We start from the raw sequence: 23,627 nt of genomic DNA, 5'->3' as shown, positions 1-23,627 counted from the left end.
TCACACCTCGTTGGTTGTTTTTATAAATTCTTCCATCTTTTTATAAGCGTTTCCGCTGTCAATTGCATTTGCTGCTTTTTCCATGCCGTCTGCCAGATTTGCTGCCCTGCCCGCCAAATATAATGACATTCCCGCGTTTAAAAGCACGGCATTTCTTTTCGCGCCCGGAGCACCTGACAAAACCGTTTTCGTGATCTGCGCGTTCTCCATGCCCGCACCGCCGACCAGCTCACTGAGTGCAGCATATTCCATATCATAATTTTTAGGATCTATTTCATATTCATTGAATTTGCCGCCAGCAATTTCACACACAGTTGTTTTGCCGCACACTGTAATTTCATCAAGTCCGTCACCGTAGACCACGGCACCTCTTTGCACTCCCAGTTTTGCCAAAACTTTTGCCATAGGACGTATAAGCTCTTTGTCATAAACACCCATGAGCTGTATATTGGCTGCTGCCGGATTACCCAATGGTCCCAGTATATTAAAAATGGTTCTGACACCCAGCTCTTTTCGTACAGGCGCCGCATATTTCATGGATGCATGGTAAACGGGTGCATACATGAAGCACATACCTATATCATCCAGCATTTTTTTATTCTGCAGAGCGTCAAGCTCCAACCTGGCACCAAGCGATTCCAGACAATCGGCAGCCCCGCATTTGCTTGAGACACTGCGATTGCCATGCTTTGCCACAGTTACACCGGCGGCCGCGACAACAAAGGAAGCCGTAGTTGAAATATTGAAAGTATTCGCTTCATCACCGCCGGTGCCTACTATTTCCAAAACATCGTCACTCCGGTGTCCTACCTGTGTGCATTTTTCCCTCATGGCTGCGGCACAGGCTGCTATTTCGTCGACTGTTTCTCCCTTTAGACGAAGAGCTGTCAAAAAACCGCCTATCTGTGCATTTGTAGCTTTACCTTCCATTATTTCCAGCATGGCTGTATTAGCAGTTTTATAATCCAGATCATTTCCCTTTACTATTTCATGAATAGCTTCTTTTATCATTGCACCGCACCACCTGTCTGCAAAAAGTTCTGCAAAATACATTTTCCGCCAAATGTCAGAATAGATTCCGGATGAAACTGCACACCGTAAATAGGATAATCGCGATGCCTCATAGCCATTACTTCACCGTCATCAGTCTGTGCCGTCACTATCAGTTCATCGGTAATAGTATTCCTGTCAACCGCAAGCGAATGATATCTGGCCGCCTCAAATTTTTCTGGCATTCCCTTGAAAATGGGCATGTTGCCTGTTACTGTGATCATGCTTTTTTTACCGTGCATGATTTTCTTCGCATAACCGACTGTTGCCGAAAATACCTCACCGATAGCCTGATGTCCCAGACAGACACCTAATATGGGAATCTTACTGCCCAGTGCGCGCACGACATCCTTACAGATACCGGCATCCTCCGGTCTGCCCGGTCCAGGTGACAGAACGATTCGAGCCGGAGAAAGCGCTCTGATCTCTTCAACGGTCAATTCATCATTTCTGATTACTTTTATATCAGCGTCTATTTCACCCAAAAGCTGATAAAGATTGTAGGAAAAACTATCATAATTATCTATTAACAGCAACATTATTCTCCGACCTCCTGTGTTCTTTCAATTGCCTCGATCATAGCTCTGGCCTTATTCTGCGACTCCATATATTCTGTCTGCGGCACACTGTCAAAAACGACGCCGCCGCCGGAACGGACATAGACCTTGTTATCATAGGCAACAGCCATTCGTATGCCTATGCATACATCCATGTTGCCGGTAAAATCTATATAACCGACCGCTCCCCCATAAATGCCGCGCATGCTTTTTTCCAATTCATGCAAAATCTGCACGGCCCTGACCTTAGGCGCCCCTGACAGCGTTCCCGCGGGCAGCGTGGCCTCTATGGCATCAAGTGCATCCTTATCCTTGCGTATCCTGCCGGTAACTGTCGATGTTATGTGCATAACATGAGAAAAGCGTTCTATCTTATGAAAATTTTTGACTTTTACGGTGCCGAATTCGCTTATCTTGCCAAGATCATTTCGCCCTAGATCGACCAGCATATTGTGTTCTGCCAGCTCTTTTTCATCATGGCATAATTTTTCTTCCAATGCCGCATCCTCTGCCGCATTTTTCCCGCGCGGCATAGTACCTGCTATCGGAAAAGTAGAAAGTTCACCGTCTTTGAGTTTTACCAAAGTTTCCGGTGATGCTCCGGTCAGCTCTATCTGTCTGCCGCTCAAATAAAACATATATGGAGACGGATTGCTCGTGCGCAGCATACGGTAAGCATTGAGCAGACTTCCCGTAAATCCGGCTTCCTGTCGATTGGAAGGAACTGCCTGGAATATATCGCCCTCTTTTATATACACTTTTGTTTTTTCGACTAATTTTTCATATTCCTTTGCCGTCATTTCCCCGCTGAAGGGAGTAGTAAGTTTTCCCGGCTGCTCATTGCATGGTGCACCGTTACTGACGAGCATTGCTAAATTATCCAGCTCTTCCTGCGCTTTTTCGTAGTTCTTTTCTAAATCATCCGTCCGTATATTGGCGATCAAAAATATTTTCTGCTTCAGATTGTCAAAAGCGACGATCTTATCGAAAAGCATCAGATCCACATCATTAAGCTCTTGTTGTTTACCGGCAAAGTTTAATTTTTTTTCGCTGTATCGTATATATTCGTAGGAAAAATAACCTATTAATCCACCCGTCAGCGGCGGCAGAAAATCAAATCGCGGACTTTTGTACTGCTGCAGCAGAGTGCGGAGTTCTTTAGAAGGATTTTCCGTATAAAATGACTTTTCACCATTTTTATCTTTGATCATCATTTTATTATCCTTGCATTTTATCTCCACCGACGGATCAAAACCCAGGAATGAATAACGGCCCCATTTCTCACCGCTTTCCACACTTTCCAGCAAAAAACAGCAATCACTGACATTTTTCATTGCTTTTAACACAGCTATAGGCGTTTTAATATCAGCGAAAAGCGTTCTGCTCACCGGCAGCACATCATAACTATCTGCCATTTTTTTCAATTCTGCCAGACCCGGTTTGTAGTTTATCATTTATTTATGCACCCCTTTATAGTAAATGGACAAAATAAAAATACCCGCCCTAAGACAAATTACTTTGTCAAGGACGAGTATATATTTTCAATTACTCGCGGTGCCACCTTGCTTGGAAAAAACTTTCCCTCTCAATGCAGGATACCAACATATCCCTCACAGATAACGCCTGTGCTGCGTCACAGAATACTCGGCAGAGACTGCTCTCTTCCTTTGACTGTGCCCTCTGCGGTCCATTTAATACCCTGCGTCCTGCCATCTCTCAGCAACGATGGCTCTCTGTAAGTGCACGATGTATTTTTATCTCCGCATCAATGGTTTCTTAAGGCAGATATTTAATTTGGTTTTATTCTACTATGAGGATGTAAAGTTGTCAAGAGTATATCAAAATTATTTGGTGAATTTTACAGATAAATAAACACTGCAGATAATCAGCGACGCTCCAAACAAAAAGCTGACAAAAATATGTTCACCCAATAATAACCATCCCAGTATTATTCTATAATCAATTTCTATGTCATACAGGCCCATCCCTGCGTTGATTTGCCAAACATCAAAATTAATATATTTGCTTTGTGCCTGTTTAAAATTCTGCTATACTATACTTAGTTAATAATTATTTTCCCGAACAACAAGGAGAACTTATGCCAAAAGAACCTGAAAGCAAAGACTGTGACATGTGTGAAATCTACCATGTTCATCAGGATATGATCAATAAATCAAAGCTGCATCTTTTAGACGAAAAAACAACGGGCCATCTGGCTGATACTTTTAAAATTCTTGGTGACCCTACTCGGATTAAAATACTTACCATCTTGTCAAATGATGAAATGTGTGTCTGCGATATAGCTGCAACATTGCAGATGGGACAATCAGCGATTTCGCATCAGCTGCGGCTTCTGCGCGGTGCCCGTCTGGTAAAATTCCGCCGTGAAGGCAAGGAAGCATGGTATTCGCTTGACGACAACCATGTTGTCATATTGCTGAAGCAGGGATTACAGCACATATTGCATGACTGAGAACAGAAAGGATTTTTCGGCCATGAATAAAATAATACGAGGCATCATCCCTGCTGTATTCATTTTTTTTCTTTCACCTATTGGTACATTACATGCTGCACCGATCCTGAAGCTGCATTCAGAAGGCCATGATGTAACCGTGCTGCAACAGCTATTATTAAAGGGCAATTATACCGTCAGTGTAACCGGCATTTTTGACGAGTCCACACAAAAAACAGTCAAAGCCTTTCAAGCTGACAACAACTTACCGGATACCGGTATTGTCGATAGGAAAACATGGTGGCTGCTGACCGGAGAAAAAGACACCGGCAGACCAGCCTCTGTTTCTGCAGCAGCTCCGATTTCTCCCGGCGGCAATCATATTGCCGCCAAACCGCAGACGACTGCTTCCGTTTATGTGCCTCCTGTGCAAAAAAAGTCTGCCTCCGCAGGCACAAAAAAGCCACAGTCTGAAGCTGCGGCCATTTCTGCTATCCGCGCCCGAAGCGTTCCTGAAACACCTGTATTTCTTCCTTCCGGCAAAGTGGGTTCTATAATATCCACCGCAAAAAAATATATGGGAACACCATATATTTACGGCGGAGAAACACCGAAGGGCTTTGATTGCTCCGGATATCTGCAGTACGTCTTTAAGCAAAATAATATTATTATTCCGCGTACCGCCGATGAACAATATAAAATCGGCAAAAAAGTTCCTGTAAATCAATTGCAGCCGGGCGATCTGGTATTTTTTTCTACCGATCTCACAGATATCAGCCATTGCGGCATTTACCTGGGAAGCGGCCAATTTATCCATGCTTCCACCAGTAAAGGCGTTCGCCTCGATCGTCTGGATAATGATTATTGGAAAAATTATTTCATAGGCGGCAAACATATCGTAAAATAAACGATAAATTAATATTTTTACTCGGGAGAAACTCTTATATGGAATTAGTTGTCAAACGTTTTGAAGAACTATCGACCTCGGAACTCTATGAAATATTGAAAGCTCGGTTTGCTGTGTTTGTCGTGGAACAGAAATGCTTATATCAAGATCTTGACGACAAAGATCTGCATGCCTATCATGTATTTTTACGCGATGAAAATACGGTACAAGCTTATCTGCGCGTGATAGATAAGGGATTTGCTTTTCCAGAAGTCACTATCGGCCGCGTTTTGACCATGAAAAGGAGATGCGGTTTAGGCAGTAAAATTGTTGCCAGCGGTATCCAAGTTGCAAAAGAGCGAATGAAAGCGGATAAAATAAAAATAGCAGCGCAATTATATGTGAAAACTTTATATGAAAAAGCTGGCTTCCAACAAACCTCTGATGAATTTCTCGAATGCGACATACCGCACATCCAGATGACTCTTACAATTATTTGATCATATACCTTTCCATATGAACACACAGCTGCCCACATTCACCAATGCTGTTGAAGATAAATTTCTGTCGGCGCCCAAAAACACTCACATCTTTTCACCATATTTATTCTGAATCACTTTTTGTGCATAGGCAATAAATTTTTTTGTTGCCGGCGACGCATTATGCAGGGAGGGCAGTGCTATTCCCAGTGTTATATAATATGGCGGATCAAGCGGCTTTATTGCCACATTGCCTGACCAATTGACTGACATCAGTTCCTTGTTCAGACTGATGCCCAGTCCCGCTGCGACCATTGAATAGGTTGTATAATTATCTATCGTCGTAAAACGTATATCAGGACGAAGTTTTTTTTCCCGCAGAAAACGTTCAATATCCGTGTTGCAGTCAGGCAATGTTTCTATAAACGGAGCGCCGTTAATTTCTTCTATAGGAAAAACAGATAAATCAGCCTTGGGATGATCCTGCGGCAGCCAAACGACAAGCCGATCTCGTTTTAACGGTATCCAGTCTCCTTCTACGGGATATTCGCTGAAAAAACAGCAATCGATCCGATGTTCTTCAAACCAATGCAGCAGGTCACTGTTTGCCCCCTCCATTGTATGCACTTTAATGCCAGGGTAGTCAGACTGAAAGGCTTTGATTATTTCCGGCAGCCAGCACGCAGCGATGCTATAAAATGTGCCAATTGTCAGATTTCCAACATCAAGCCCGCGAATCTGTGCTCCCAGCTGCTCTGTTTGTTCATGAAAATGCACCAGCTTACGCAGAAGGGGCAGCATTTGCGCTCCATCCTTCGTAATTTTTACTCCTTTGTGACTTCTCATAAGAATCGCGAAGCCTATTTCTTTTTCCAAAGCATTTATTATTCGGGTCACCCCTGACGGCGTATACCCCAAGATCGTTGCCGCAGCAGAAAAACTCCCTGCATCGACTGCTGTCAGCAGAACTTTGCATTTAATTATGTCCATCGCCATTCTCCTTCTATGACATTTACTCACAATGCATGTGCAAATTTGTTTCTTCCCGCATATTAATTTGTATTGTATACTATTTATTATTAAAAAAAAAGTATCTGTTCATATTGAAAGGATTGCATAATAGTGTCTTCTAATTTCATCCAAAAAGGCGACAAGGAATATTGGTCAACAATTATTGCCTTATTCTTTGGCAGCTTTGTAACTTTTGCTCTGCTTTATTGTTATCAACCGCTTATTCCTATTTTTTCTTCAGAATATTCTATTTCTCCGTCTACCGCGAGTCTTTCCATCTCGACGGCTACTGCCAGTCTTGCTGTGGCAATGCTTCTTACACCTTCGCTGTCGGATAAATTTGGCAGAAAAACAATAATGAGCATTTCTCTTATCGGCTCTACGATTTTAACGGGAATTGTTGCCTGCACGGATAATTTTTCAGCGATACTTCCACTGCGCATTCTTCAGGGAATATTTTTAGCAGGCTATCCGGCTATTGCGATGACATATATACAGGAAGAATTTCATCCTTCCATTACGGCAATTGTAATGGGTATTTTTGTCAGTGGCAATTCAATAGGTGGTCTTCTCGGCAGAATTATCATCAGTACCATTTCTGATTTTTTTTCCTGGCATGCGGCTATTGCTGTATTAAGTATTTTAAGTCTCCTAATAAGTATCTGGTTTTTCAGGAATCTTCCCGTTTCTCGAAACTTCACCAGGCGTACTCTTGAAATTCATGACATCGTCCGTCAATTTTCTGCAAATCTAAAGGTCGGCAATCTTCTTTGTATATATATGATTGGTTTTCTTATTATGGGAAGCTTTGTGGCATTATACAATTATGTCGAATATCCGCTGATAAATCCACCTTATTCACTGAGCCAGACTATTGTCGGCTTCATTTTTGTTATCTATCTTGTCGGTACATTCAGTTCAACACTGATGGGGCGTCTGGCAAATAACCGGGGAGCTTTCAAGATGCTGGATATTTCTTTATGTTTCATGCTTGCCGGCGTTTTGCTCACTCTTTTTATGCCTCTTTGGCTCAAAATACTCGGTATTGCGCTTTTTACCTTCGGTTTTTTCGGCAGTCATTCTATAGCCAGCAGTATGGTTGTAAAATTAAGTCCCACCGGGAAAGCGCAGTCCTCTGCATTATATCTGCTGTTTTATTATGTAGGTTCCAGTATTATCGGTGCATTGGGCGGTAAATTCCTTATCTGGCAGGGCTGGATCGGTGTAGTGCTGCTTTTGAGCTGCGCAATAATACTGGCATTATTCTTATCCAATGCTCTTTTATGGAAAAAGCACGTATCATTGCAAAAGGCTCATGCTTAAATACACAAAATTTAATTTATCATTTACAAAAAATACATTGTAACCTGACAATAATAATATTATCATGAAGACAGTTTCCCTAAACAATATGGCATGCGAATTCATTGATATTATTTTACCGACAGGAGGACAATTTATAATGGCTATGAAATCGTATCCGCTTGAAAAAGCATTTACCTTTATCGAACCCGGTCCTGTGCTCTTAGTGACCACTTACAACGAATCCCGTTATAACATTATGGCTATAACCTGGCATATGGTTCTTGATTTCACACCAAAAATAGCCGTGGCAACCGGACCTTGGAACTATTCCTTCAATGCGCTTCTCAAAAACAGGGAATGTGTTCTTGCCGTCCCTACCATAGAATTAGCCGAAAAAACAGTTCATATAGGTGATTGTTCCGGTAAAACCATAGACAAATTTCAGCAATTTGGTCTTACTGCTTTACCTGCTGAAAAGATCAAAGCACCCCTTATAGGTGAATGCCTTGCCTGTATCGAATGCAAAGTAACTGATTATCTGGAATCACAAAATTTCTTTGTGCTGCAGGGCATCAATGCCTGGTATGATGAAGAGCACAAAGAAATTCGTAAATTTCACGCCAACGGAGACGGAACATTTGTCACTGACGGACCGACACTTGACCTGCGAAATCTAATGGAAGATAAACTTCCTGCCGGTGTCTAGAGATCTTTATAGAAAAATAAAATTGGCAGCTGCATAAACAAATGCAGCTGCCGATTTTATTCTATACTTAATTATCGACCCTTAAATACCGGTTTTCTTTTTTCTCTGAACGCAGCTGTACCTTCTCTAAAATCCTCCGTCTGCATACAAACAGTTTGCTGAGCATTTTCATTTTCAAGTACATCATCAAGCGTCATCTCTCCGCTGCGATTAAGCATAGATTTTGTAATTGACAGCGCCAGCGGAGAACCTTCTGCCAAATCACGTGTGAATTGACAAACAAATTCCTGCAGCTTTTCTTTTTCTATAATTTGATTCACAATTCCCAGATGCAGCGCTTCCTCTGCTTCGATAAGTTTACCTGTAAACATCAATTCTTTTGCTTTATATATACTCACAGCCCGCGGTAAAAGGTAAAGACCGCCGCAATCAGGTATAAGTCCCACCTTTGCAAAGCTTTGTCCAAAACGTGCTGAGTCAGCGCAAAAAACAATATCACAGGCTAAAGCCAGATTAAAACCAGCACCCGCAGCCACTCCATTTACCATCGCAACAACTGGTTTTTCCATTGTCATTATTTTCCTGACAATATCTCCTACCGATTTTATAAACTCTCTCGCTTCAACAGGTCCAAGAGACGAAAGATAATTGAGATCACCACCTGCCGAAAATGCTTTTCCGGCACCTGTGATAACAACTGCTCTTATAGAACTATCATTGGCTATTTTCTTGAGGATACTGTAAAACATCTTCACCAATTCATCATTAAAAGCATTCATTACCCTTGGTCTATTCAAGATAATCACTGCAATGTTTTCTTTTATTTCCAAAATCACGGTGTCATTTTGCTCCGGCAATACATATCACTCCTCTATTTTTCTATTTCTACCTGCTCGAAACTGTATAATCATCAATTTAACAATCAAATGATGATTATACATAAATTTTTTTAAAACAAATGTCTTCAATAAATTTTACCATAAACCATATTCATATTCGAGTATAATATCAGCAACTTCTTGAGATGTATTAGCATTATGCATAGCTCTTTTAAAGGATGGTGTCTTCAACATATTTACTAAATTAAAAAAAGCTTTTAAATGTGTATTAGAATCAACAGGACTCAAAGTGCAAATAAACTCTACTGGTTCAAGAATCTCATCACCAAAAGATATTGGATTTTTCAGACGAGTAAACTGCATACCTAACTTTTTAGAACCAAAATCAGGCTTACTATGCGGCAAAGCAAGCCCTGGAGCAACTATTATATATGGGCCAAAATCACTTATATTCTTAATCATTGAATTAATATATTCCTGAGTAATATAATTTCTTTTTAATAAAATATTAGAAGAAATCTGTATAGCCTCCTGCCATGAGTTACATTCTGCATCAATAACTATATGTGTATATGGTAATAAGTGATGCAATTCAGGCATAAAAGATTCCTTTTCACTCAGTTCATCTTGACGAATATAATATTTTATGGCTTTGCGGATTTTTTTCATTATAGTAGATACTTCATGAGGTACCGTTTCATATAGTACTGGTTCAATCACTTCCATTATCCCTTGTATTGATAATTGTTTACCGTCAAAAGTGGAAGTTTTTAATTCGGATATATTTATTTTATTTATTTGATTGCCAATACGCACATAGTCTTCATCAGTTATAATCGGTGATACAACGACAAATGGCAATAAACAATCCTTTAAAGGAATTGTCGAGATAACAAAATCAGCTTGAGTTTCATTAATTTTCTTCATATCATGAGCAGAAACTATAGCCACTACATAAAAATTAAAATGTTCCTTTAATTTTTCCAAAAGAAGCTTTGAAGTGCCAATACCAGCATGACAGGAGACTATAACCCTAAAATATTTTTCACTGTTACAATGTCGTTCTATCGCTGCACATACATGTATTATGACATAACCCATTTCTATTTTTGTTAGATATCGTCCCGCATAATTGTTGAAAATATCAATATTATTTTTCACTGTTTCTACAATATTAGCATGTCGATTATATACTTCCTGTAATAACGTTATCTCTTCATTACCATTTTCTGGTTTGCTGAGAGTTGACTCTAAATGATTAGACAAATTTTCTAGAAATTCAAAATCACTATTAAGATTAATATCTAACTCATTGGATATTTTTTCAATAAATTGCCGGGTTAATAATTGTATTTTTACGCTATCTATAGTACGTTTCTTTTGCCTTATAAAACGTTGCATCTGAAAAAAATTTGCTAAAAATATAACTTCATTTTCAGCTATATCAATATGATAATATTGAGATGTATAATGTAATATATCTTTAGCTAATTGATAATATTCATTATGGGTAAAATCGTTAATTTCAATATTTTCTCCATGATAAACTCTATTTACTATAACAGTAATACAATCAATTGTTTTTTCAAAAGATCTATCGCTAAAAAACAATTGATGAGTATGCTCTTCTCCATTTACTATTTGACGAAGCATTGATTCTAAAGATTCCGTACCTGCTGTTTGGTTAATTTTATTATTTCTCACAAAAACTGGTCTTACACGTCCAATTTTTACTAAAAATTCTCTTTTATTTTTTTCGCAACCATCTACATGCAACCCTTTATTAGGTTGTGATATAAGCGTGAGTTGTTTTTCTTGCAACCGTTCACGTATAATATCAAGATCATTTATTATTGTTACACGACTTACACACAGATAATCCGCAATTACAGAAAGTGTGATGAAGCCGTTTGTGTTAATGATAATAGAAGCCGCTATATCAGCTCTTTCTTGTGGTGACAAGCGATAACTGTAATAATCCCCAGTAAAGGCATTTTTTAATACATCAGATGAATATTTTAACGGTACTACAACTTTTCCACCACGATCCAAATGAATCATGCCAATATTTTCCGTTTGATACTTCTTTATAAGCTCATTAACTTCAATAATATCTTTACGTATGGTTCTTTCAGATACTTTATATTTAGCTGCCAGTATTGCAAGAGTTGTAATTGATGTCTCCAAATCATCAATTAGCGAAAATAACCGTTTATTCATAAAACTCATCCTTAATTATATTATATATAGATATAATTTATACATATGATAAAATATTTTTTGTAGAATTCATCTTATACTATTTTCGTTAGTGTCAATAGTAGTTCGCAAAATTCAAGGTAACTCCAAAGAAGTTAAGCGACCGGTTTCTGCCTTTTTTCTTGAACCTGCTGCAGAGTATCCGGCTTAATATAGCAGTGACTCATGGACCAATCTTCGCTGTATTCGATCAGGTAAGCCGTAACCAGCCGGATATAAGAATCCATACTGGGGAAAATTCCTACGACGGTTGTCCGGCGGCGAATTTCCCGATTGAGTCGTTCCAGCATATTTGTAGAAGCGATTTTACGAAAGTCTATCGGGGCAAAATCATAAAACTGCAGTGAATCTTCCAGGCCATCTTCTAAAACGGCTGTCGCCTCCGGATAGGATTTGTCAACAGATTCTATAAAAGAATGAGCATACTCTTTGGCACTGTCATAATCAGGCTGCAGCCAGATTTGCTTCAGTCGTCCAGCAAACCACGCTTTTTTCTTTGCCGGAATATGAGCCAGGATATTTCGCATGAAATGGACTTTACACCGCTGCCAAGCGCATTGCAAAAAAGATTCATTGATCGCTTTTACCAAGCCCTTATGAGCATCGGAAACGACTAGCCACACATTTTCTAGACCACGTTGTTTGAGCTTTTCAAATACGGCTTTATAGGTATCGGTGGATTCTTCTTGCATCGGTTCAACGGCTAACACATCGCGGTGTCCTTTTTCATCCAGCCCAATCACGACGGCTACTGCCATGTTTTGTACCCGATGATCATAACGGATTTTTTCATATAAAGCATCCACCCATAGCACCGGATAGGTTTTCTGTAGCGGTCTGGTCGAAAAGACTGAACCTGATCATTAAGCTCTTTGGTTATCTGTGATACTTGGCTGCGGGAGATTGAATCAATCCCTAAACTTTTTGCCAGCTTTTCGATTTTACGGGTGGAAACGCCATTTACATAGGCTTCCTGAATGACCTGTAGGAGCGCCATTTCTGAGCGCTTTTTCTCCGTGACGAAAAAAGGAATGTAGCCGCCTTTCCTTAGTTTCGGAACAAACAAATACATGGTTCCCAGGCGGGTATCATAGCGGCGTACACGATAGCCGGAGCGGTATCCGGACCGTTCATCGGTTCTTTCCGACTTGGCAGCATTAATTTTTGCATCCACTTCGGCTTCCATGAGCTTTCCGCAAAGCCACTTGAGCATAGCAAGCATTGGATCGTCTTCGGTCATGAATTGTAATAGCATTTTTTCCAAAGGTAGGTTAGAATGGGAGTAAGCCATCGGTTTTCAACTCCTTTTGGGTTTGTTTGGTCACTTACCTTTTTCGGAGTTACCGATGGTTTTTCCTATTCTCTTTTGCGAACTTCATTATATGCTATCCTATTTTCAAATAAAAACATAATTATTTATTATTAAAAGCTATCTGCTTTTACAGATAGCTTTTAAATGAAAGTTATTACTAAAAATCTATAACACTAAAATCAACATTAGGATTTTCATTAAGAATTATTTCTTATGATCATCTTCATAGTTAATAATATTTTGTACACGATCAGCATACTTTCCACCTAAGAATTCCGTATTAAGCCATACATCCATCATCTCTGCTGCCATTGATTTGGCAAAAATACGCGCCCCTATGCAAAGTACATTAGCATTATTATGTGCTTTAGTCATTTTTGCAGAAAATAAATCTGTTACCAATGATGCTCTAATATATTTTACTTTATTAGCCATTATAGACATGCCAATTCCAGTACCACAGACTAAAATACCAAGCGTTCCATCCAAATGCCTAGCCACTTCTTCTCCCACTGCTATAGCATAAACTCCAGCATCAACAGCACTGTCATTAAATGGTCCCTTATCTTCAACCACATAACCGTCTTTAATCAATGTATCAATCAGGAAATTTTTCATTTCAAATCCAGCATGATCAGAACCAATAACAATTTTCTTTTTCATAAAAGCCTCATATTCCGCCGCTATTACCTGCGGCACAAATAGTAATAAAAATAAAATGTTATATACTTTATTTAGTATAATTATTTCAGTACCAGAATACACTGTTAATAGCAGGAATGTGTGTTAACCAACACATACTGCAAGTCAGAAATATATTGCTTATTTTACTTCAGTCATTATATCATTCTTAACTCGTTAATTATTTCCATATAATTCCGTCCTTTATTAAAAAGAGCTGTGCTCCCAAGAATAAAACCGTCCACTCCCACTGAAGATAATTTTTTAATAATATCTGGTGAACAGGCTCCATCAATCATTATTTTATAGTTGTATTTATTCTGTTTTTTAGCTGCAATTAAATTTACAATCTTATCATCAATGAACGGTAAATATTTTTGTCCAGAAAAACCAGGATTTACAGTCATAACCATAATATAATCAACCAGAGAAAAATACGGTATCAGCATATCTACAGTTACTTCTGGGCTAACAGCAATTCCAGGATGAACACCCATATACCTCATATTCTGCAAAGTTCTCACTGCCTGACGACTTGACTCTGGATGAATGTATATAATAGATACACCCAGTTTAGCAAATTTATCAATATATCGTTCTGGTTCTTCAACCATCAAATGTATATCTGTAATAGTTTTTGCATTTTTACATATTACCTCCATATCCTGCATCCCCATACCAAAATTTGGTACAAATCTACCATCCATAACATCATTATGAAGTATGTCTACACCAGCTTCATCCAATAATTTGATCTCATCAAGAAAATTTTCATATTTTGCACACATCATGGAAGGACACAATAATTTTTTCAAAATAAAAATCTCCTTTAATAATCTTTCCAATCATTTAAATTTTTATAATTGATAACCTAGCCCAGCAAAAATACGTTTTTATGCCAAACTTATGTTTTATTTTTGTTGCTGATAATCTATGTTATATATTGAAAATTTTTTCAATCTTCAGGATGAAAAATAATTTTACCAAATGGTTCTTTGCGTTCTGCTGTTATTTCGAATACCTCACGACCTTTGCTGAGTGGTACAACATGAGTAATGAGTGGCTTTACATTAAGTTGTCCAGTTTTCAGACAATGCACGGTAGTTTCCCATTCTTGCCCTGGAAATGGTGCGGAAATCGCATTCCATGAACCATATACACTTAGCTCACAACGCACAATTTTTTCGAAATAAAGACGTTTAACCATAACATCACCGTATGGAATACCAACAAAAAGAACTTTACCGCCTTTTCTCGACAATGAAAAACTCTGGGCAGAGGTAATTGGTGTACCGGCAGATTCAATTACAATATCCGTCCCTTTCCCATTATTAACTTTCTGCACTTCTTCAGAAGGTTCTTTTCCCATGGTATTAACTGTGTGATCCGCTCCAACTTTTTTAGCAAGTTCAAGCTTTGTATCATCAATATCAAGCGCTATGACCATCTTCGCCCCAAAAATCTTTGCCCATTCAATTGCTAATAGTCCAATCGTACCACAACCAACTACAACAACAGTATCACCAGCTTTAATACCAGTCTTATAATAGCCATGTACCACCACGCAGGATGGTTCTACCATAGCTGCATCATCATAATCAACCTCATCTGGAATTGGCACTACATTTCTTTCCGGCATAACAATGTATTCAGCAAAAGCACCATATCGATGCGCACCAATAACATCAAGATTTTCACACTGAGCAAATATTGATTTTTGACAAGCCTCACATTTACCGCAAAATAGCGCAGGACAAGCAGTAACTTTTTGCCCAACTTTTACTTTAGTTACATCAGATCCTACTTCCACTACTTCACCAGAAAACTCATGCCCCCACACATTGCCAGGAACATATGGTCCAAGTTTAGCATAACGGGATACGTCAGAACCGCAGATTCCAACAGCTTTTACTTTTATTTTTACATCTTTTTCATCACTAATAATTGGTGCATCAGCATTTTCAAATCTAATATCTCTTTTTGCATAAAATCTTAAAGCTTTCATAAATCAATTTCCTTTCCTTACACAAGAATCAAATTTAAATATCCATTTTATATAACAACGTTCACACATTTATTTTAGAAAAATAAACGATGTATGAATGAAACAATTAGGTTTCCAGGATTCCAGCCAAAATGAGATGCGGTGACTATACCATCAAAATGAACACCTGTTACACTCATCATCTGCGTTGCTTCAGGAGCAAACATATTAGCAAAGAATAACGTCATATACATGAGAGCAGTCATACTTATTAATGTACGAAAAATATTGCCATTACTACCAAGTACACACATTGGAGACAAGTAACAAATCTCAGCTAAAAGTCCCAATGGGAAGAAATGCATATCTGGCACCAAGAATACTAAAATTATAGTAACAGGGATCATAATAGCTGTGGCAGTTATGCATGCCGGATCACCCAAGCCTAATGCAATATCCATACCAATATAGACATCAGCATCTTTACCGATTTTGCTCTTCATATATGAGTTAGCATGTGTACCAATCGGAGACAATCCTTCCATCATAATAGAAACCATACGTGGAATAAGAAGCATAGCGGCAGCTACTCCCATACATATGGTCAGCGTCGAACCAAAAGACTGACCGGTTAAAAGACTAAGGAATGTCCCCACTAAAATACCGATAATGGCAGGTCTGCCAAATACACCAAGTTTATCTTCAATCAAGCCCATATCAACATCTATTTTATTAAGCACAGGCATTTTATCAATAATTTTATTCAATAGTACAGTTACTGGATAAGCAAAAGCAATAAAGGAAAGGCATGTAGTAGTGGTCCCCTCCAGCCCAAAAAATTTTCCCCACTTAGGCGCAGCCCATTCTGCAAAGAATAATGTAATAACGGATAAAAAGATTGTTACTGCAAAACCTATAACGGCACTATCAAATAAAGCATACGCTAAAGCGCCAGGTACTAAAAAGTGCATAAAATTCCAAATGTCTACATTCAAAACTTTAGTAATCTTCAGTCGAACCAAGATTAAATTTATGATTACAATACTCGGAATAGCTAATACCGCAAAGGGTACTGTCCATGCGGCACCACCAAGTGCTGCAAAACCTATTTCCAATACATTATAACCAGTCCCTAATGCTTCATAATAATGCATGATCGGCTTAACTGTACCAATTAAAAGATTAACAGCCAGGCACAAACCTTGAAAACCTATACCGACAAAAAGGCCGGCTTCAATTGCCTGCCCTATTTTCATGCGGAAAAACAAGCCAAGTATACATATAACAAATGGCAGCAATACCGCAGCGCCAAGGCTCATAAAACTTTGGAAAAAAGTGAGTAACATTTCCATTTTTATTCTCCTTTATAAATTTATTCAATTATCTTACTAGAAAATCAATTATTTACCAGCTAAATTTTTTAACAGTTCCGCTACATCCGATTTACTTTTTTCAGCATTTACACCAGAAATAAGCCCAAATACACTAAGATGCGGTTTCTTCAATGGCTTTCGATAATTTGCTGTTGTAAATACAACATCTACAAAGTTCTGCTGACTTGGTACATCAGCCAGAGTGCATTTACTTACAGTGATATCCACATCATTTTCCCTGGCAATTGTTTTAATTTCTTCTTGTGCAAGTGTAGAAGTGGCTACACCACTGCCACAGGCCACCAAAATTCTTATACTTTTTGACATTTTCGATACACCTCTTTATCACAATTTTTTTCTCAAACTAACCAATTCTTTTTGTAAGATGTACTATTAATTCATTTGCCGACATACTTTGACAAGTTGAAACCTGTTCCTCATCGTTGAGAAATGTCATCAAATTTTGTAATATTTTTAAGTGGTTTTGACTTTCTTTTATGGCAAGATTAATGATTAATTTAGTCTCTATAATTTCTTGATCGTCATCCATACGACGGAATATTACAGGATTTGTCAAACGTAAAATACAGATAGCATTTTTCTTTATTTCATCATCTTTACAGTGAGGTATCGCAACAGGAATTACTGTTGGCAGTCCTGTCGGGTAATTACACTCACGAATCCAGCATTTTTTCCCAAATTCTCTACCAACAATACCAGCTTTATAAAGTACTTCACCACATATATTGATCGCATCTTCCGCATTTTTGGCGCTACCTTCAATTACCAGATATTGATTATCAGACATTAGTTTGCCTCCTCTCTTTATAGCTTCTTTATATGTGCTTTTTAGGTATATTCAATATTTTCTGTAATATGGAAATATTTTTTTCTGTATCGGTAAAAATATATCCTCCAGATACAAAAATATTTGCGCCTGCTGACAAACAAATAGCAGCTGTTTCTTCATCTATACTACCATCCACTTCTATATCAATGTTTTTATCCTGGATCATTTCCTTTACTTCTCTGATCTTAGGCAACATAGATTTCATAAAGGTTTGTTTTCCCTCTCCTGGATTAACCGTCATTATAAGAACCATATCAACTAAATTCATAATATATCTTAAACATTCTGGAGTAGTTGCTGGACTCAAAACAACACCAGCCAGTCGACCTTTGTTTTTTATAACCTGGAGACAGTGTTCTAACATCACCGTAGATTCTTGATGAATGGAAATAATATCTGCACCAGCATCAATAAAGGAATCTATATACCTTTCTGGACGTTCAATCATCATATGTACATCAAGCGGTATGTTTGTGTGTTTTTTTAACATGCGGATATGATCACTGCCAAATGCAATGCGATTCACAAACGCCCCATCCATAACGTCCACATGAAGAAGGTCCACATTATTTTGTTCCATAATTTTGAGTTCTTCTTTTAAATTTACAATATCTGCACCAAATACAGATGGTGCCAATTGCACTTTTCTCATCGTTAGCGCTCCTTAATACACAGTAAATTTTATTAATATTTAATCCAGGTTACTCTTAATCTCGTTTATTGAGTCTATTACAAATGCATAACTTTGAGTACAACCTTTAAATTGTAACTAAATATACCCTTGTGAAAATTTTTAAACACTATTATCTAGTTTTTCAATCTTGCTTACGATCAAATAATAACATCAAATAATTTGTGAAAAAAGTCAAAATAGATTCATAATTTATGAAGCATTTTTTAACATGTCAAATATATATATCCAAAATTTATAATATTATATGCTAAATAACCTTTAATAGGATAAATCAAAAAAATATATTGGTTGATTGTAAAATGAAAATGAACAGTTGCAAAAAGTCCACAGTGACTTTCCTTTAAATGGTAAAATGGAGTTCTCACAGCACCATTAACCAAAGAGGAGACAATCACTATGGACTGCCATAATTATATCACAGTATTCCCTGAACGAAAACGTGGTCAGCACTTGGGACGGGAAGAACGCGGAGCGATCCAGCAACTAAACAAGCAAGGATACTCTCTGCGGGCAATCGCCCGAGAAATCAACTGTTCGCCAAGTACTATCATGTATGAATTGCGCCGCGGTACACCGCTGCGCAAAAGCCATAGAGGACGTGCACCGGAGTACAGCGCCAAACGAGGTCTTGCAGTATATGAAATGAATCGAATGAAGTGCAAAAGGCCGCATTATATCACACATTGCTCAGATTTTGTTAAGTGGGTGGTTGCGCAAGTCAGGGCAAAAAAGTGGTCGTTAGACGCTTGCGTCGGTCATGCGCGCCTGCACCAGCTCTTTGCTGATAAAGAAATGGTATGCACGAAGACCCTATATAACGAAATGGCTGCTGGTAATTTGCCGCTATCGCTGTTCGAGCTGCCTGAAATTCTAAAGCGAAAGCAAAACAAAAAAGGAACCCGAAAGCATAAACGTCTGAAAGGTCGCAGCATTGACGAACGTCCTGACATCGTAGATTTACGCACGGAATTCGGCCATTGGGAAGCTGACACGGTGATTGGCAGAAAAAAAGTCAGAGAAGCTGCTGTTTTAACTCTGATTGAGCGTGTTACAAACAATTACCTGGCTATTCGCATTCCTGGTAAAAACAGTGAGTCTGTCATGGCTGCGATGAAAGAACTACACGCTGAATATGGTGAGCGTTTCAGTTCTGTTTTCAAAACCATTACAACCGATAATGGCTCTGAATTCGAGGAATTTTCCAAGATTGAAGCCTGGGGTTCCAGTGTTTATTATGCACATCCTTACTCCTCTTGGGAGCGACCAGTAAATGAACGGCACAACGGCTTCTTGCGTCAATATATTCCAAAGGGCGTTTCGATTGAGAAATATACTTATGAAGATATATTACACTTTGCCGATGAATTGAATAGCCGTCCGCGCAAGCGACTTGCCTACCAGACACCGGAAGAATTGTTCGACGCTTTTCTCGATAAACTTTATATTGCCTGAGATCATCGGCATTTTACCAAAGTGTTCAATTTGCTATTGCAATTTACGAAAAAAATATATTACAGCATTCCCAAATCTAAAATTTATTTCACAAAACATGAAAAACTTTTTACTTTTTTTCTAATTACTTCAATGCTATTATTTATTTGGATAAATTATTTTTTCGTATGTAAAAGAATACCTGATTAAATACACTAATCATATAAAGAACTATTACAATGAACTTGACCAGTTATAAATAAAACAATAATTAGCTAAATAGGGAGATTTTTATGAATAATTTGGGTAAAAAAATAATAAATGAACTTTCTGAAATAAATAATTTCATTAACGCATCAGACCTATTCTCATTAGTATCCACTATAGATAAATCTAGTAATATATTTCTTACAGGAGTCGGTAGAAGTGGTCTAATGCTCCGTGCATTTACTAACCGTTTAATGCATCTTGGCTATAATGCCTATATGATAGGTGATATCAGTACTCCTCATACTAAACCCAACGATATACTAATTATTGGGTCCGCCAGCGGCAACTCTACCCATTTGTTTCAGCAAGCCGAAAAAGCCATAAATGATAAATTAAAAATTGCTGTTATTACTGCGAATAAAGAATCTTCCTTAGTGAAAAAAGCTGATATATTAGTTATTATTCCAACCCAAACAAAAGATACTAACCCCACTAGCCTACAGCCGATGGGCACCTTATTTGAACAAAGTTCACTGCTGCTTTATGACAGTATAGTGCTTATGTTAATGGAAAAAAATGGTGAAACATCAGATAGTATGAAGACGCGCCATGCCAATCTTGAATAAAAAAAGGACTGTTGCACTAAGCATTTTTCCACAATATATGATGGAATTTGCCGCCAATGCACAATCCTTCATTCTTTTATTACATATCCTATATTGCTTCTTAAATAGTGATTTTTCTCGGTCAGCTGCAATAATTGATTCACAAGCTGTCTATTTGATCTAAACTATCCAAGCAGCAAGAGTAAAGATTTTTATTTTTGTTCTTTTCCTAACAGTTCTATATCTTCTCCTTGCTGTTGCCGTATTTTAATATTATCTCTGCCCCATGAACACATAATATCAATGATTTTATTTGCCGTAACCCCGTATTCAGTCATATAATACTCAACTTTCGGCGGCATTTCGCTGTATTCATGGCGTCCCACAACACCATCTCTTTCAAGTTCACGGAGCTGCTGTACAAGAACTTTTTGGGAAATTCCGGGGATAAGACGCTGCAGCTCCCCTGTTCTTTTTGTACCGGACATCAATAAGCATATAATTAGCGCTTTCCATTTTCCGCCGAGTATTTCAAGGGTTGCCTCAATACCCAAACGATATTTTTTCATAAAATTACCTCTTTATTTCTGGTTAGTCCACCAAATTCAGCTGACAAACTTATTATTGCACATTTTTCTGTTGATTTCAGTACATACCTGCAAGTAAGTATTCAGTGACTTTATTGTGTGTATTTACAAAGATCGGCCTGTGCCTGATAATAAATGTATTAAAAAAATATATAAACAGTCAGTTTTTATTTAAGTATTGTTTGCAAAATGCAAATGAGGAATGAGGTAAATTATGAAAAAAAATATACTAATCGTTTTTGCACATCCGGAACCAACATCGTTAACATGTCAATTGGTTAATGTATCAAAACAAACATTTCAGAATCGTGGAGACAATGTTATGATATCCGATCTCTATAATATGAAATGGAAGGCAGTTTTTGATAAAGATGATTTTCCCGGCAGAGTTCTTTCCGAACGCTTATCCTTCATTGACGAATCAAGGCATGCCTTTCTGACAAATCAACAGACAACCGATGTTACAGCAGAGCAAAAAAAACTCCTTTGTGCAGATGCCGTTATATTTCATTTTCCTCTTTGGTGGTTTAGTATGCCGGCAATTTTAAAGGGGTGGATAGATCGGGTATTCGCTTACGGTTTGGCTTACGGTTATAAAGATGCGGGAAATCGTTTCCGATATGGCGAAGGCGGTTTCAAAGGAAAACGGGCTATATTATCAGTATGTGTAGGCGGGTCAGAAAAGGATTATTCACCGCGCGGTATCAATGGACCGTTGAATCAACTCCTGTTCCCGATCACGCACGGAATGCTTTTTTTCTCGGGTATGGATGTATTACCAACCTATGCGGTCTATGGAACGGTTCGGCTCACTCAGACTGATGTAGTGTCAGCTGAATCGGCCTGGCAGTCACGTCTTGAGCATCTCTTTGAAGAGACACCTATTGCTTTCCGCCAGCAAAATGACGGAGATTATCCGGACCATCATGTACTCGCAGATCATATTGCTGTCGGTAAGACCGGAATGTCCGCTCATATAAAAGAATAAATAATACACCGTCAAAAAATGGGCAGCTGCATTTTATTTGTGCAGCCGCCCATTTTTGTTTTCAGGTACATAATCTCTTCCGCTCCGGCAATACATATCACTCCTCTATTTTCTTATCTCTGCTTAAAAATCGGTATAATGCTCATCAATGTCGGCAAACACCTGCACCGAACGTTTTAATATGCCGTTCATATACGCTATGGCCGTTCCATAATTGGTCATCGGCACCTTCTGCTTTTTGGCGCAAGCTAATCTGTACTGCATTTCCTTTTCATTGAGCATGCACCCGCCGCAATGGATGATCAATTTATATTTTTCTAAGTTGTCGGGGAACTGTGTTCCGCTGGAAAATACAAACTTTGGTTCCGTTTTAGTATAATCTTTTATCCAGCGGGGCAGTTTTACCGTACCTATATCATCACATTGCCGATGATGTGTACAGCCTTCAGCGACCAATACTTCATCGCCGTCCTTCAAAAAATCAAAAGTTTTTACAGCCTTCATCTGTGAAAGAAGATTCCCCTTATAACGTGAAAATAATATGGAAAAAGATGTCAGCAATATATCCTTCGGTGTTTGTTTATTCACATTTTCAAAGGCCTGACTGTCTGTGATCACCAATTTAGGTTTCACGTTGAGTTCTGAAATTGTTTTCGCCAGCTTATCATCCTGTGTTATTACCGCAGTGGCCCCTACATCAAGTATTTCCCGTATGGTCTGCTGCTGCGGTAAAATAAGCCGTCCCTTCGGTGCTGCCTTATCAATGGGTATCACCAGAATGACTGTATCATCCGAGGATACTATATCTTTAAGCAAGGTTTTTTCATCTTCGTTTTTTACAAGATGGGCCAAACGTTCCTTAAGTTCAAATATCCCTTTGTTTTCCTTTGCACTGATGAATACTATATGCTCATTGTCTGTATTTACTGGCGGAACAGTACCTTTATCTATTTTATTGTACGCAACGACATAAGGAATTTTTTGCTCTTTGAACAGTTTCAACATATCATGATCAGCAGAGGTCATGTTTTTCGCCGCATCAACAACAAGCACGGCAATGTCTGTCTTGCGCAGCACTTGTTTGGTTTTTTCAATACGCAGCTGTCCCAATGTGCCCTCATCATCTATTCCCGGTGTATCAATAATTGTCACCGGTCCCAGCGGTAAAAGTTCCATAGCCTTATACACCGGATCTGTCGTTGTACCTTTGATATCAGAAACAATGGCTATATTCTGCCCTGTAACGGCATTCATAACACTTGATTTGCCGGCATTTCTTACGCCAAAGAAGGCTATATGCGTACGATTCGCCGAAGGTGTGGCATTCAAATCCATAAAAGCTCTCCTTCACTTTTTTATCTGTATATA

Annotated in this window: 23 protein-coding genes, 1 pseudogene and 1 other annotated feature; of the genes and pseudogenes, 8 read left to right on the top strand and 16 right to left on the bottom strand. The window is 38.5% G+C overall.

What is annotated here, in order from left to right; genetic code table 11:
- Genes trpD through trpE form a run of 3 tightly spaced genes read right to left on the bottom strand, consistent with a single transcriptional unit; the run spans window position 1 to window position 3,061 of the window.
- Window positions 1-1,011 carry an anthranilate phosphoribosyltransferase gene (gene trpD / locus NXG61_RS05280; protein ID WP_432748980.1) on the bottom strand — a complete coding sequence of 337 codons (1,011 nt, stop codon included), beginning with the start codon at window positions 1,009-1,011 and terminating at the stop codon, window positions 1-3.
- A complete protein-coding gene (locus NXG61_RS05275; RefSeq protein ID WP_307225317.1) occupies window positions 1,008-1,589 on the bottom strand; it encodes an anthranilate synthase component II in 582 nt (193 codons plus the stop codon). Before NXG61_RS05275 ends, trpD begins: the two co-directional genes overlap by 4 nt.
- Window positions 1,589-3,061, bottom strand: a complete 1,473-nt coding sequence (trpE, locus tag NXG61_RS05270) for an anthranilate synthase component I (RefSeq protein ID WP_307225318.1) — start codon at window positions 3,059-3,061, stop codon at window positions 1,589-1,591. Before trpE ends, NXG61_RS05275 begins: the two co-directional genes overlap by 1 nt.
- A gap of 66 nt (window positions 3,062-3,127) precedes the next feature.
- Window positions 3,128-3,385: a binding site (T-box leader), on the bottom strand.
- Between the two features lie 383 nt (window positions 3,386-3,768).
- Between trpE and NXG61_RS05265 the strand changes: the two genes are divergently transcribed.
- The 3 genes from NXG61_RS05265 to NXG61_RS05255 are packed head-to-tail and all read left to right on the top strand — an operon-like array spanning window position 3,769 to window position 5,445.
- Entirely contained in the window at window positions 3,769-4,080 is a 312-nt protein-coding gene (locus NXG61_RS05265; protein WP_196605241.1) for an ArsR/SmtB family transcription factor, read from the top strand.
- 22 nt (window positions 4,081-4,102) lie between these two features.
- Entirely contained in the window at window positions 4,103-4,966 is an 864-nt protein-coding gene (locus NXG61_RS05260; RefSeq protein ID WP_370871711.1) for an NlpC/P60 family protein, read from the top strand.
- 38 nt (window positions 4,967-5,004) lie between these two features.
- Window positions 5,005-5,445: a GNAT family N-acetyltransferase gene (locus tag NXG61_RS05255; protein WP_307225320.1), complete on the top strand. Its 441-nt coding sequence runs from the start codon at window positions 5,005-5,007 to the stop codon at window positions 5,443-5,445.
- Between the two features lie 84 nt (window positions 5,446-5,529).
- On the opposite strand, the gene NXG61_RS05250 is transcribed toward NXG61_RS05255, so the two are convergent.
- Window positions 5,530-6,414 (bottom strand): LysR family transcriptional regulator, encoded by an 885-nt coding sequence (locus NXG61_RS05250; protein WP_196605162.1) that lies wholly within the window; start codon window positions 6,412-6,414, stop codon window positions 5,530-5,532.
- Between the two features lie 132 nt (window positions 6,415-6,546).
- On the opposite strand from NXG61_RS05250, the gene NXG61_RS05245 reads away from it, so the two are divergent.
- Together NXG61_RS05245 and NXG61_RS05240 are read left to right on the top strand one after the other, a co-directional pair.
- Window positions 6,547-7,758 carry an MFS transporter gene (locus NXG61_RS05245; RefSeq protein WP_196605163.1) on the top strand — a complete coding sequence of 404 codons (1,212 nt, stop codon included), beginning with the start codon at window positions 6,547-6,549 and terminating at the stop codon, window positions 7,756-7,758.
- Window positions 7,759-7,897: 139 nt separating this feature from the next.
- Window positions 7,898-8,446 carry a flavin reductase family protein gene (locus NXG61_RS05240; protein WP_196605164.1) on the top strand — a complete coding sequence of 183 codons (549 nt, stop codon included), beginning with the start codon at window positions 7,898-7,900 and terminating at the stop codon, window positions 8,444-8,446.
- A 71-nt stretch (window positions 8,447-8,517) separates the two neighbouring features.
- On the opposite strand, the gene NXG61_RS05235 is transcribed toward NXG61_RS05240, so the two are convergent.
- From NXG61_RS05235 to rpe, 10 genes and pseudogenes are all read right to left on the bottom strand, one after another.
- Entirely contained in the window at window positions 8,518-9,303 is a 786-nt protein-coding gene (locus tag NXG61_RS05235) for an enoyl-CoA hydratase/isomerase family protein (protein ID WP_307225322.1), read from the bottom strand.
- Between the two features lie 117 nt (window positions 9,304-9,420).
- Window positions 9,421-11,505, bottom strand: a complete 2,085-nt coding sequence (locus NXG61_RS05230) for a BglG family transcription antiterminator (protein WP_307225323.1) — start codon at window positions 11,503-11,505, stop codon at window positions 9,421-9,423.
- A 134-nt stretch (window positions 11,506-11,639) separates the two neighbouring features.
- Window positions 11,640-12,835 (bottom strand): annotated as a pseudogene (locus tag NXG61_RS05225) (IS256 family transposase).
- Between the two features lie 225 nt (window positions 12,836-13,060).
- A complete protein-coding gene (gene rpiB, locus NXG61_RS05220; RefSeq protein WP_370871712.1) occupies window positions 13,061-13,519 on the bottom strand; it encodes a ribose 5-phosphate isomerase B in 459 nt (152 codons plus the stop codon).
- 176 nt (window positions 13,520-13,695) lie between these two features.
- On the bottom strand, window positions 13,696-14,352 hold the full coding sequence (locus NXG61_RS05215; RefSeq protein WP_307225325.1) for a ribulose-phosphate 3-epimerase: 657 nt from the start codon (window positions 14,350-14,352) through the stop codon (window positions 13,696-13,698).
- Window positions 14,353-14,492: 140 nt separating this feature from the next.
- Entirely contained in the window at window positions 14,493-15,542 is a 1,050-nt protein-coding gene (locus NXG61_RS05210) for a galactitol-1-phosphate 5-dehydrogenase (protein ID WP_307225326.1), read from the bottom strand.
- A gap of 74 nt (window positions 15,543-15,616) precedes the next feature.
- The gene (locus tag NXG61_RS05205; protein ID WP_307225327.1) at window positions 15,617-16,873 is read right to left on the bottom strand and encodes a PTS transporter subunit IIC; all 1,257 of its coding nucleotides are present in this window, start codon (window positions 16,871-16,873) and stop codon (window positions 15,617-15,619) included.
- Between the two features lie 48 nt (window positions 16,874-16,921).
- Entirely contained in the window at window positions 16,922-17,221 is a 300-nt protein-coding gene (locus NXG61_RS05200) for a PTS sugar transporter subunit IIB (RefSeq protein ID WP_307225328.1), read from the bottom strand.
- Window positions 17,222-17,258: 37 nt separating this feature from the next.
- Window positions 17,259-17,702, bottom strand: coding sequence for a PTS sugar transporter subunit IIA (locus NXG61_RS05195; protein ID WP_307225329.1), 444 nt, complete (start codon window positions 17,700-17,702; stop codon window positions 17,259-17,261).
- Window positions 17,703-17,730: 28 nt separating this feature from the next.
- Entirely contained in the window at window positions 17,731-18,396 is a 666-nt protein-coding gene (gene rpe / locus NXG61_RS05190; RefSeq protein WP_307225330.1) for a ribulose-phosphate 3-epimerase, read from the bottom strand.
- 438 nt (window positions 18,397-18,834) lie between these two features.
- On the opposite strand from rpe, the gene NXG61_RS05185 reads away from it, so the two are divergent.
- A complete protein-coding gene (locus NXG61_RS05185; protein WP_432748913.1) occupies window positions 18,835-19,890 on the top strand; it encodes an IS30 family transposase in 1,056 nt (351 codons plus the stop codon).
- A gap of 272 nt (window positions 19,891-20,162) precedes the next feature.
- The gene (gene hxlB / locus NXG61_RS05180) at window positions 20,163-20,705 is read left to right on the top strand and encodes a 6-phospho-3-hexuloisomerase (protein ID WP_307225006.1); all 543 of its coding nucleotides are present in this window, start codon (window positions 20,163-20,165) and stop codon (window positions 20,703-20,705) included.
- Between the two features lie 191 nt (window positions 20,706-20,896).
- On the opposite strand, the gene NXG61_RS05175 is transcribed toward hxlB, so the two are convergent.
- A complete protein-coding gene (locus tag NXG61_RS05175) occupies window positions 20,897-21,253 on the bottom strand; it encodes a winged helix-turn-helix transcriptional regulator (protein ID WP_196605166.1) in 357 nt (118 codons plus the stop codon).
- Window positions 21,254-21,485: 232 nt separating this feature from the next.
- Between NXG61_RS05175 and NXG61_RS05170 the strand changes: the two genes are divergently transcribed.
- Window positions 21,486-22,259: an NAD(P)H-dependent oxidoreductase gene (locus NXG61_RS05170; RefSeq protein WP_307225003.1), complete on the top strand. Its 774-nt coding sequence runs from the start codon at window positions 21,486-21,488 to the stop codon at window positions 22,257-22,259.
- A 123-nt stretch (window positions 22,260-22,382) separates the two neighbouring features.
- On the opposite strand, the gene hydF is transcribed toward NXG61_RS05170, so the two are convergent.
- Window positions 22,383-23,594, bottom strand: a complete 1,212-nt coding sequence (gene hydF / locus NXG61_RS05165) for a [FeFe] hydrogenase H-cluster maturation GTPase HydF (protein ID WP_307225001.1) — start codon at window positions 23,592-23,594, stop codon at window positions 22,383-22,385.
- Window positions 23,595-23,627: the final 33 nt, after the last annotated feature.

Origin of the sequence: Pectinatus haikarae, from assembly GCF_050916305.1 — a bacterium.
GTDB classification, from domain to species: Bacteria; Bacillota; Negativicutes; order Selenomonadales; family Selenomonadaceae; genus Pectinatus; species Pectinatus haikarae.
Note: the sequence above shows the minus strand (reverse complement) of the source record. Positions and strands in the feature narration are given on the sequence as shown.